Source organism: Streptomyces sp. NPDC002276 (assembly GCF_053891435.1).
Genome location: NZ_JBSFCQ010000004.1, coordinates 1 through 12354, shown reverse-complemented (window position 1 = coordinate 12354; position 12354 = coordinate 1). Strand labels below are relative to the sequence as shown.

1 protein-coding gene is annotated in these 12354 nt (G+C 70.7%); it reads right to left on the bottom strand.

The window, feature by feature from the left end; translation table 11 throughout:
• Positions 1–33: 33 nt before the first annotated feature.
• Complete coding sequence (locus ACWIHT_RS12150) at positions 34–12336, bottom strand: amino acid adenylation domain-containing protein (protein ID WP_456167125.1); 12303 nt, start codon at positions 12334–12336, stop codon at positions 34–36.
• Positions 12337–12354 lie beyond the last annotated feature (18 nt).

Sequence of the window (12354 nt, the reverse complement as noted above, 5' to 3'; positions counted from 1 at the left end):
CTCGGCGGCTGATGGTGCTGTCGAAGGAGGGGGTCACTCCATGGCGTCCTGGAACGCTTCGCGCAGCTTCGCGGCGATGACCGGCCCGATTTCACCGAGCGGTTCGGGATTGAGCATGTGCGTGTGCTTGCAGTCGATTTCCCGGAAATCGACGTCGCCCTTGACGTAGGGAGTCCACTCGTCGTGTTCGAGTCGGCGGTTCAGTTCGTCGTCGATCGCGGCGAACACCAGCGCCGACGCGGCAACGGGACGGTGCGTCACCTCCAGGCCGAGATGGAGGTTGTTGAGCGTCACGTGCATCATGGCTCGGGCCTCGGCCTCCTTGATGCCGGCCAGAGCCGTGTTCTCCGTGCTGAGCAGCCGGGCCGTCGTCTCGTCGGTGAGCCGGGCGGCTTCCTCGTCGCTCAGTTCGATGTCGAAGATGCCGAGCATGGCGCGGTACACGTCGGTCACCCGGGCCTTGTTCTGTGCGTTCTCGACTTCCTGCCTGGTGACGTCAGGGGTCGGATTGCAGTCCAGCAGGGCGAGAAACCCGACTCGTTCCCCTCGTCGTTCCAGAATCTCCGCCATCTTGTGCGCCACGACGCCACCGAAGGAGTAGCCGAGAAGGTGGTACGGCCCTTCAGGGCGGATCTCGGTGATGCGGGCCACGTAGTCCTCGGCCATCTCCTCGACGGAGTCCGCCAGGGGTTCGTCACCCGAGAGCCCACGTGCCTGCACGGCGTAGACGGGTGTGTCCTGGTCGATGTGGCGGAGCAGTCCGGAGTACGTCCAACCGAGGCCGCTGCCGGGGTGGATGCAGAAGACCGGAGGACGGTCTCCATGGGCCCTGAGCGGCAGGACGACCGCCAGCGCGCTCCCGGCGGTGTCGCCTGCGACGCGCCGCGCGAGTCCGGCCACCGTGGGGTTCTCCAGCATGGCCCTGACCGGGAGTTCGACGCCCAGCACGGCACGCACCCTGACCAGCAGCTTGACCGCGGAGAGGGAGTGACCGCCCAGTTCGAAGAAGTTGTCGTCCACGGAGACCCGCGGTGCGTTCAGCACCTCTTGGAACAGGGCGCAGAGTTGCTCCTCCGTGGGATTGCGCGGCCCCTGGCCGAAGCCCTCGGCGGGCACGGCGTGGGGTACCGGCAGCGCCTGCCGGTCCAGCTCCCCGTGAGCGGTGAGCGGGAGCCGATCCAGTGGGATCACGGCTGCGGGGACGTGGATCTCCGAGAGCCGCTCGGCCACGTAGGACCGCAGCGCCTCAGGGGTGGGCCCGTGCCCGGAGCCCTGACCGGGATCCGCGTCCGTGCGCCGGGGCACCACGTAGGCGGTCAGGACCTCATGTCCCGTGGCGTCCTTCCGTACGAGTACGACGGCCTGCGACAGAGCGGGGTGCGAGGTGAGCGTGTCCACGGTGTTCCGCGGTTCGCGATGTGGTTTCCCGTCGACCGAGCAGTCCCGGGCATGCGCGACGAACTCCAGCTCCAGGCCGTGCTCGCCCGCACGGTGGCGCACCAACTCTCCTGTGGCGCGGGGCGATTCAGCATCGTGGTGCGGGCCGTACGCCACGTGCAGTTCGCCCACCGTGCCGGGTGCTGTGGGGTGCGACGCCGTATCGAGCGCGTAGGCCCGGGTCCCGGCGACGGGATGGCCGAGTACGGGTGTCGCGGCGGCCTTGAGACGGGTGGCCAGTGCTGCTCCGCCGTGGCCATCGGGGCGATGGACCGCGTACGTCTCGACCCCTGGCTCCTCCGTCAGTCGCCGCCACAGCGCCGCGCCGACCGGGTCCCCGGAGAGCACGACCGTGGTCGGCCGGTGATCGCCCTCGGACAACAGGCCGACGGACAGCAGCTCTTCGGCCTGGAGCGGTGTGGTGCCCAGCAGGTCGACCCCCGCTGACCGGACGGCCCACACGGTCTCCTCGGGGCTCTGCCGCCCCTCGACGCCGAGCACATGCAGTTCATGACCGGCGACCAGCGCGGACAGCGCGTCCCAGGAGTGGGCGGCGGAGAGCGGCAGGGTCGTGGCCACCCGCAACCGCCGGCCGGCTTCGGCCGCGGCCCGCGCGCAGATGGTCCGCCGGTGCTCCTCAAGCAGCCCAGCCAGAACGGTGTGCGGGACAGGACGGGCCGCGGGCTCCGCGAAGGTCTGCGCCGGGTGCGTGGGCAGGAGAGGCCGCGTACGTTCCGCGTCCGTCACGTCACCGTGGGCCGCGCCTGGTTCGGCCCGCTGCGTGCCGTGGGAGAGCAGCGGCCGGCTCGCGCCGTCTCCAGCCGGTCCGTAGAGGCCGGTCTCCGTGACGACCAGGAGCGCGGCGGCCGACTCGGCGGTCTCCGGGCATCCCTGGTGTCCCGCTGGGACGTCGAGCGCCAAGTAGGCGGCGCCGGTCTTGAGCACCGCGAGCAGGCCGACGACAGCCCGGGTGGACGGTGGCATCGCGAGAGCGACCACCTGGGCGGGTGCGGCTCCGTGGCCGATCAGATGGCGGGCCAGTCCGTTGGCCTCCGCGTTGAGCTGCGCGAAGGTGAGCGACGCGTCCTCCGCGACCACCGCCGTCTCGTCGGGTGTCGCCGCGACTTGCTCCTCGAACATCTGGACCACGGTGGCGGCCGTGCCGAGGCTTCCGTCCGTCACGCGCCCGGCCCGTGCCGCGTACGCCTCCAGGGCCCGGTACTCCTCAGGTGTGAGCACGTCCAGCCCACTGACCTTCTGGGCGGGGTCGGCGGTCGCGGCATCCAGCAACGCGGTCAGGCGATCGGTGAAGGTCAGCGCGGTCGAGCGGTCGAAGAGCTCTGTGGCGTAACGCAGGGAGCACACGATCCCATCGGGCGTTCCGTCCTCCGCGAGGCGCTCGTTGAAGGAGAACTCCAAGTCGAACTTGGCCGCGTCCGTGTCAAGAGGGAGCCACTCGGCATCGAGGTCTCCCGCGCCCTGCTCCGCGCTCTCTCCCCTGACACCGAAGCTCACCAGGACCTGGAACAGCGGGTGCCGTGCGACGGACCGGCTCGGATTGATGATCTCGACGAGGCGCTCGAACGGAAGGTCCTGGTGCTCGTACGCGGAAACGCTCGACTCCCGGACCCGCTGGACCAGCTCGCCGAAGCCGGGGTCTCCGGAGAGATCGGTCCGCAACACGAGCATGTTGACGAAGAACCCGATCAGGTCCTCCAGGGCCTCGTCGACCCGGCCCGCCGTGTCGGTGCCGAGGACGATGTCGTCACCGGCCCCCAGTTTGGACAGCAGGACCGCCACGGCGGTCTGGAGCACCATGGCCGGGCTCGCATCGGAGTGTGCCGCCAAGGAGACGACGGCGCGGTGGAGTTCGGCGGGCAGCTCGAACGGGACGGTCGCGCCCGCGTAGCTCGGCTCCGCCGGCCGGGGGCGGTCGACCGGCAGGGTCAGTTCGTCCGGCGCCCCCGCCAACACCTCGCGCCAGTACGCGATCTGCTTCCCGGCCGTGCTGTCGGGGTCCTCCTCGTCGCCGAGGAAGTCCCGCTGCCACAGGGTGTAGTCGACGTACTGCACCGGCAGGTCGGCCCACCGGGGCGACCCGCCGCCGCGCCGGGCGTCGTACGCGGTGGAAAGGTCGCGGAGGAAGACCAGCAGTGACCAGCCGTCACTCGCGATGTGGTGCATGAGCACCATCAGCACGCGGGAGGAGACGTCGCCCTCCTCGTCGCCGACCTGCCACAGCTCGGCGCGCACCGGGATCTCGGAGGACAGGTCGAACGTGTACAGCGCGGCGTCCGTCAGCCGCTGCGACAGCTGCGATTCAGCTGCGCGGCGGATCCGCCAGCCGAAGTCGGCCTCGCCGATGTCCCGGACCTCTTGGCGGGGCTCCCCGTCGCTCTCGGGGAAGACCGTGCGCAGTGCCTCGTGACGAGTGATCACGTCGAGGAGGGCTGCCCGCAGGGCCACCTCGTCGACGGGGCCCTTGAGGCGCACCGCGAACGGGACGTTGTACGTGGCCGAGCGGCCCTCCAGCTTGTGCAGGAACCACAGGCGCCGCTGGGCGAAGGAGAGCGGAACCGCCTCGGGACGGAGCTGAGGCGCCGGCGACGGACGTACCGGGCCGTCCCCGTCGAGCCGGGCGGCGAGACCGGCGACGGTCGGGGCCTCGAACAGCGCCCCGAGGGGCACCTCCACGCCCAGCGCCCCACGTACGCGTACCAGCAGGCGGATGGCCGAGAGGGAGTGGCCTCCGAGAGCGAAGAAGCTGTCGTCGATGCTCACCCGCTCCACCCCGAGGACCTCGGCGAAGAGGCCGCACAGCGTCTCCTCCTCCGGTGTCCGGGGCCCGCGCGCCGGATCGGAGTCCTGGTGGCCGGGGGCCGGCAGCGCGGCGTGGTCCAGCCTGCCGGCCGGGGTCAGGGGCAGGCCGTCGAGGGCCACGAAAACGGCCGGTACGAGATGCTCCGGCATCCGTCGCCGCAGACGTTCGCGCAGGTCCGCGACGTCCGGGTCACCGGCGTCTCGGCGTGCGGGCACGACGTGGGCCACCAGCCGCGGTGCACCACCGTCCTCCCGCACCTGGACGGCGGCGACGGCGATGTCGCTCTCCGCCTCGACCGCGTCCTCGATTCCCCGCAGGTCCATGCGGACCCCGCCCACGGTGACGGGTTCGTCGGCCCTGCGGACGAACTCCAGGCCGCCTCCGGCCCGCCGCTTCACCAGGTCGCCCGTGTGGAACATCCGGCTGCCGGATCCGTCGTACGGGTTCGCGACGAACCGTGCGGCGGTGAGCCCGGGCCGGTCCCGGTAGCCGCGGCCCAGGACCGGGCCCGCCACATACAGTTCGCCCACGACTCCGTCCGGCACCGGCCGCAGCCGGGAGTCGAGGACATACAGCCGGGAGTCGCCGAGGGGTGTTCCGAGCGTCGGCCGGTCCGACGGGGCGAGGTCGGCGGCACCGGGCCGCGGCGGCTCGACGGCGGTCACCCAACCCGTGGTCTCCGTCGTCCCGTAGAGACCGACCGCGTCCCTCTGCGGGGCGCGCAGGGGCTCGCCACCGATCAGCAGGCGAAGGCCGGCGAGGGATGCGCGGCCCTGCCCGTCGGGGTGCGTGGACATCAGCGAGCGATGGACGGAAGGCGTCGTCAGGAAGACGTTCGTGCCGCTGTCCACGAGGAGGCGACGCAGGGCCGCCGCATCGTGCAGGGCCGCGGACGGCGCGATGACCACGCTGCCGCCCGAGAGGAGCGCGGCGAACAGCTCCAGTACCGCGGTGCCGTGACCGGCCGCCGTGGCGGCCAGTATCCGGTCGTCCTTGCCCATCGGCACGCGTTCGAGGAGCGAGTCGAGGACTTCGGCCGCGTTCGCGTGGGAGAGCACGACGCCCGTCCGCGTCCTCGCGGTGTGCGCGATGTACGCCGCGCTGTGGGCGTGTACAGGCGTTGCCCGTTCGGTGTCGGTGAGGTCGTGCGGCGCGTGGGCCGCCAGCCCGGCCTCGGTTTCGGTGACACCGAGACACACGGTGACCGGCGGCGACTCCGTGAATCCACGCTGGATTTCCGCCGTGGTGATCAGGGCGTCCGGTACCGGGCCGTCGAAACCTTCCAGGAGGCCGGAAGGACCGCCGTCGGCATCCACGCAGAGGAAGACCGCACCGGCCTTGAGGACGGCCAGCATGGCGACGGCCAGGTCCACCGACCGAGGGAGTGCCAGCACCACGACGTCCTCACCGCCGATCCCTCGGCCGACGAGCAGGCGAGCCAGTCGGTTGGCGCGCTCGTTGAGGGTGGCGTAGTCGCTCCGCTCGGCTCCGGCGTACACGGCGACGGCAGCGGGCGTCAGCGCCGCCTGCGACTCGAAGCGTCCGTGAAGCGTGGCGGCCGGTGGCGTCGCCGTATACGCCGGAGCGTCCAGCGCCGTTGCCCGTTCCTCGGCGGAGAGCAGTTCGGCCTCCGAGATCCGCGCGGTCGGGTCGAGTGTCATCGCCCGGAGCAGCCGCTCGTACCGGGCGGCGATCCGCTCCACCGTGGCGGCGTCGAACAGCTCCGTGGCGTACTCCAGGACCCCGGCGATCCCGGCGGGCCCGCCCTCGTCCGACTCGATCTCGACGAGATGCAAGGAGAGGTCGAACTTGGCGCTGTCCTGGTCCAAGGGGTAGTCGGCGACTTCTTCGTCGTGGAGGTGAAGCGTCGACATGTCCGTGTTCTGGAGCGCGAACATCACCTGGAACAGGGCGTTGCCGGACCGGGTACGCACCGGGTTCAGTGCCTCGACCAGGTACTCGAACGGCAGGTCCTGGTGGGCGTACGCCCCGAGTGAGCGCTCCCTGACATGTGCGAGGAGTTCGTCGAACCGGGGGTCGCCCGAGGTGTCCGTCCGCAGCACCAGGGTGTTGACGAAGAAGCCGACCAGGTCGTTCAGCGCCTCGTCGGCGCGGCCCGCGATGGGCACGCCGACGGAGATGTCGTCTCCGGCGCCGAGCCGGCTGAGGAGGGCGGCGAAACCCGCCTGGAGGACCATGAACATGGTCGAGCGGGAGTCGGCCGCCAGGCCGCGCAGCGCGGTGTACAGTTCGGCGTCCAGGGCGAAGGTGACGGTGTCGCCGCGGTAGCTCGACACCATCGGCCGGGGCCGGTCCGTGGGCAGTTCGATCTGGAAGGGGATGCCGTCGAGGGCGTCCTTCCAGTACGCCACCTGCCGCGACATCAGGCTGTCCGGGTCGTCGGTGTCACCGAGCAACTCGTGCTGCCAGAGCGCGTAGTCCGCGTACTGGACGGGCAGCGGCTGCCAGTTGGGGGCCCTCCCCGCGAGCCGTGCCTCGTAGGCCGTCTTGAGGTCCTTCATCAGGGGAGCCCGTGAAGCGCCGTCGCTGACGGTGTGGTGCATCACGACCGCCAGGACGGGCCCTTCGGGCATGCCGCCGGACTCTGTGTCGGGTACGAACAGCGACGCCCGCACAGGCGGTGCGCTGTCGAGGGTGAAGGGGCGGCCGATCGCCTCCTGCACGGCCTGGTGCAGCCGGTCCCGCGCCACCCGCTCGACCCGCAGGTCGAGCGGGGCTTCGGCCGGCGCGAGCACCACCTGGCGCGGTTCGCCGCCCGCTTCGGGGAAGACCGTGCGCAGCGGCTCATGGCGCTCCACCAGATCCCGCAGGGCCGCCCGCAGCGCGTCCTCGTCCAGCGACGGGGACAAGCGGACGACCAAGGGCCAGTTGTAGGCGGACGTCGGGCCCTCAAGGCGATCCAGGACCCACAGCCGACGCTGAGCGAAGGAGAGCGGCAGCACATCGGGCCGGGGCATGGGCACCAGGGGGGCGCGAGTGGAACCGCCCAGCTCCAGGAGTGCCGCGAGTCCGGCGACGGTCGGAGCCTCGAACACGGCGGCGATGGGGATCTCCGCCCCCAGCTCCGAGCGGATGAGGCTGACCAGCCGGGTCGCCAGGAGCGAGTGGCCCCCGAGGCCGAAGAAGTTGTCGTCGATGCTCACCCGGTCCAGTTGCAGGACCTCGGTGAACAACGCGCAGAGCGTCTCCTCCTGCGGGGTGCGCGGCGCGCGCCCACCCGCGCTGCCGAAGTCCGGTGCGGGCAACACCCGCCGGTCCACCTTGCCGTTGGGCGTCAGGGGCACGGCGTCGATCGCCACCACGGTCGCCGGGACCATGTGTTCGGGCAGGCGGTCGGCGAGATAGTCGCGCAGCGCGCCGGTGTCCACACCGTCCCGCTCGACGGCTTCGGACGCGTCCGCAGCGGCCGCGGCCACCACGTAGCCGATCAGCTGGACGCTCCCGTGGATCTCCCGGGGCACGACGACGGCCTGGTCCACCGCGGGATGCGTCAGCAGGACGGTGGCGATCTCATGGGGCTCGATGCGGAACCCCCGTATCTTGACCTGTTCGTCGCTGCGCCCCACGTACACCAGTTGGCCGTCGGGGAGCCGGCGGGCCAGGTCGCCCGTCCGGTACATGCGCGCGCCGGGCTCGAAGGGGTTCGCCACGAAGCGCTCGGCCGTGAGGCCTGTACGGCCCAGATAGCCTCGTGCCAGCTGCTCGCCGGACACGTAGAGCTCACCGACCGCGCCGGTGGGCACCAGGTCGAGGCGGGAGTCGAGGACGTAGACGCGCATGTTCCAGAAGGGGCGGCCGATCGGGATCGGCCCCGACGGCACCGTGTCCCTGGGACCGATACGGAACTCCGTGCAGGCGACGGTGGTTTCGGTCGGTCCGTAGTCATTGACGATCGTGACCCGCTTGTGGTCCTTGCGCCATTGGGCGACGGCCTCGCCGGTCAGTGCCTCACCGCCGAGGATCAGCATCTCGCCGGGCGACCATGCCTTCGGCAGCTTCGCCAGCATCGGCAGATGCGAGGGAGTGGCCTTCAGCAGGGCCACGGGGACATCGGCGTTGTTCGACGGCGCGTCCTGCAACGTCGACAGGTAGACCCGCCCGCCCACGGTCAGGGTGGTGTACAGGCCCGTGATCGTGAGGTCGAACGCCATGGACGTCGGCACCAGGGTGGCGCCGCGTGCCGCGGGGTAGTGGTGGGTCGACCAGTTGAGGTAGTTGACAATGGACCGGTGCTCCACCACGACGCCCTTGGGGGTTCCCGTGGAACCCGAGGTGTAGATGACGTAGGCGGGATGCCGCGGATCGACGTCGGGCTCGGGATCGGTGTCGGGGAACGAGGAGACGTCGAGGCGCATCGTCTCCTCGTCCAGGACGACGACCGGTGCCGAGTCGGCGAGGATGAACGCGCGGCGTTCGGCCGGGTATTCGGGGTCCACGGGTACGTAGGCAGCACCGGACTTGAGCACCGCGAGGATCGCCACCAGCAGGTCGACCGATCGCGACAGCACCACCGCCACCAGATCCTCGGGCCTCACGCCCCGCGCGATCAGCCAGTGCGCCCTGCGGTTGGCCCGGGCGTTCAAGTCGCCGTACACCAGGCTCTCTTCGTCGCACACCAGGGCCACGGCGTCCGGTGCTCGCCGCACCTGGATCTCGAACAGTTCGGCCAGGGTCGCCTCGGGCACCTCGACGGCCGTGTCGTTCCACTCGGTCAGCATCCGGCCGCGCTCGGTGTCGCCCAGCAGGTCCACCTGCCCGATGCGCAGCGAGGGGTCGGCCGCCACCTGTTCCAGCAATCGCGCCCACCGGGCCAGCAGCCCCTCGACCGTCGGGCGGTCGAACAGGTCCTTCGCGTACCGCAGTACGCCGAAAACGCCAGTCGGCCGGCCCGCTTCGTCGTACTGCTCCCTGAGGTGCGCGGCGAGATCGAACTTGGCCGTCTCGGGGTCCGCCTGCTCCGCGCCCACCGACAGGCCGGGGACATCGAACTCGGGGGTGAGGCCGGCCTGGAGGACGAGCATGATCTGGAAGAAGGGGTGCTGTGAGGCGGAGCGCGGCGGGTTGAGGAGCTCGACCAGATGCTCGAACGGCACGTCCTGGTGCGCGTAGGCGGCCAGATTCGTCGTGCGCACGCGGGCGAGGAGTTCCTCGAAGGTGGGGTCGGCGGAGGTGTCGGTGCGCAGGACGAGCGTGTTGACGAAGAAGCCCACGAGGTCGTCCAGAGCATCGTCCATCCGGCCCGCGATGGAGGAGCCCAGGGCGACGTCGGTGCCCGCGCCGAGGCGGGTCAGCAGGGCGGACAGTCCTGCCTGTAGCACCATGAAGAGGGTGGTGTTCGTCCTCCGCGCCAACGCCACGAGCCGCTCGTGCAGCTCCGGGCTCCACTCCAGGAGCACGGAGTCCCCCAGGTGCGAGGGAGTGACGGGACGCGGCCGGTCCACGGGAAGGCTGAGCTGCTCCGGCAACCCTGCCAACTGCCGACGCCAGTAACCGACTTGGCTGTTGTAGATGCTGTCCGGGTCGTGCTCGTCGCCGAGCAGAGCACGCTGCCAGAGCGTGTAGTCGACGTACTGAACCGGCAGCGAGGCCCACGAAGGCGCCTCTCCACGCGCACGGGCGGTGTAGGCGGAGAGGACGTCACGCACGAGCGGGCTCACCGACCAGCCGTCGCCGCCTATGTGATGCAGCAGCAACAGCAGGACGCCGTCGTCGGGGCCGACGTCGAAGTAGCAGGCGCGTACGGGGACTTCGGCGGCCAGCTCGAATCCGTACCCGGCGGCCTCCTCCAAAGCCGCCGGCAATTCGGCCTCCGTCAACGAGCGCCGTTCCCACGGGAGTTCCGCGTCCTCCGGGTCCATGACGAGCTGGAACGGCTCACCGTCGAACTCGGGAAACACCGTGCGCAGCGACTCGTGCCGGGCCAGCACATCGAGCAGGGCCACGTGTAGTGCCTCGACGTCCACCGGCCCGGTCAGCCGGAGTGCCACCGGCAGGTTGTACGTCGCCGTCCGGCCATGCAGCTTGTGCAGGAACCAGAGGCGGCGCTGCGCGAACGACAGCGGCACGATGCCCGGCCGTTCGACGGGGACCAGAGGCATGCGGCGCCTTTCGCTGTCGCCGAAGCGCTCGGCCAGCAGGCTCACCGTCGGTGCTTCGAAGACAGCCTTGATCGGCAGTTCCGTGCCGAGCACCGTGCGGATACGGCTGACGAGCCGGGTGGCGAGGAGGGAATGCCCCCCGAGGTCGAAGAAGCTGTCGTCGACGCCTACCGTCTCCACCCCCAGCACCTCGGCGAAGAGAGCGCACAGCCCCTCCTCGTGCGGGGTGCGCGGGGCACGGGGAGCAGCGGCGGCGTACACGGGGGCGGGCAGCGCCTTCCGGTCCAGCTTCCCGTTCGGTGTCAGCGGCAGGCGGTCCAGTGGGATCACGGCGGACGGCACCATGTACTCCGGCAACTCCGCGCCGAGGTGCTTGCGCAGCCCCGCGACATCCGCCGCATCGTCGGCCACGACATACGCCACCAGCTGCTTCTCGCCCGCCCGGTCCTCCCGGGCGATCACCGCCGCATGCCGCACTTGCGGATGCCGCGCCAGAGCCGCCTCGATCTCGCCCAGTTCGATCCGGAAACCGCGGATCTTCACCTGCTCATCCGCACGGCCGACGTACTCGATCACCCCGTCCGCACGCCACCGCACCACATCACCCGTGCGATACATCCGGCCGCCCGGGCCACCGAACGGATCCGCCACAAACCGCTCAGCCGTCAGCCCGGGACGCCTCAGATAGCCGCGGGCCAGACCGTCACCGGCGAGGTAGAGCTCTCCCGTGACGCCCACGGGCGCCAACCGCAGCCCGGAGTCGAGCACATACGCCCGGGTGTTGGAGATGGGACGGCCGATCGGCGGTGCCTGTGTGCCCGGGTCCGCTTCACGGTCGCTGTACCAGGCGGTGGCGTAGACGGTGGCCTCGGTCGGGCCGTAGATGTTGGCGATACGGCAGCCCGGGATGGCGGAGCGGATGGCGGTGACGGCGTGGGCGGACAGGGCCTCGCCGGCCAGGACAACGGTTTCTGCGCGGGCGTTCACCTCGCCGTGCGCGAGGACCTGGGCGATCGCCGACGGCACGGCGCTGACGAGGCTGCCCGACCAGCCGTCCGCGGTCCGTTCGGTGAGGGCGAGCAGGTCTCGCACCACCTCGATGCTCCCGCCGCAGCACAGTGGTCCGAACATCTCGAAGACCGAGACGTCGAAGTTGAGCGAAGTCGATGCGAGGACGCGGCTGAGCTGTCGGGGTCCGATGTCGGTGGCCGCCCAGGTCACGAGGTCGACGGCGCTGGAGTGGGAGACCACGACGCCCTTGGGCCGGCCGGTGGAGCCCGAGGTGTAGATCACGTACGCGGGATGCTGCGGCCGCAGCGGTGCGGCACGGTCGGCGTCGGTGGGGTTGTGGTCGGGGTGCCCGGCGAGCAGTTCGGCCGTCTCGGGGGTGTCGAGGAGCAGTACGGTCCCGCCGTCGGCCGCGGTCCGGGTCGTGGTCGTCCCGGTGACCGTGAGCACCATCCGCGGCTCGGCGTCGTCGAGCATGTAGGCGATCCGCTCGGCCGGGTAACCGGGGTCCACCGGAAGGTAGGCGGCGCCGGCCTTCAGGATGGCGAGGAGCGCCACGATCATGTTGTCGGAGCGAGGTACCGACAGTGCCACGACGCTTTCGGGACCGACGCCGTGTGCGATCAGCAGATGGGCGAGCCGATTGGCGCGCGCGTTGACTTCCGCGTAGGTCAGCGTCTTGCCCTCGAAGACGACCGCCGGGGCTTCGGGTGTGCGTGCTGCCTGTGCCGTGAACAGTTCGGGCAGTGTCGTGTCGGAGGCCTGGGATGCGGTGTGCGCGTCGGCGTTCCACTCGGCGAGCAGCGTGTGCCGCTCTCCCGGCAGGAGGAGATCGATACCGCTGAGGGCACCGTCCGGACAGGCGACGACCGAGGCAAGCAACAGCACGAGCCGGGAGCAGAGCTTCTCGGCGGTGGTGACATCGAAGAGGTCACTGCTGTATTGCAGCACGCCCTCGACACCCGCCGG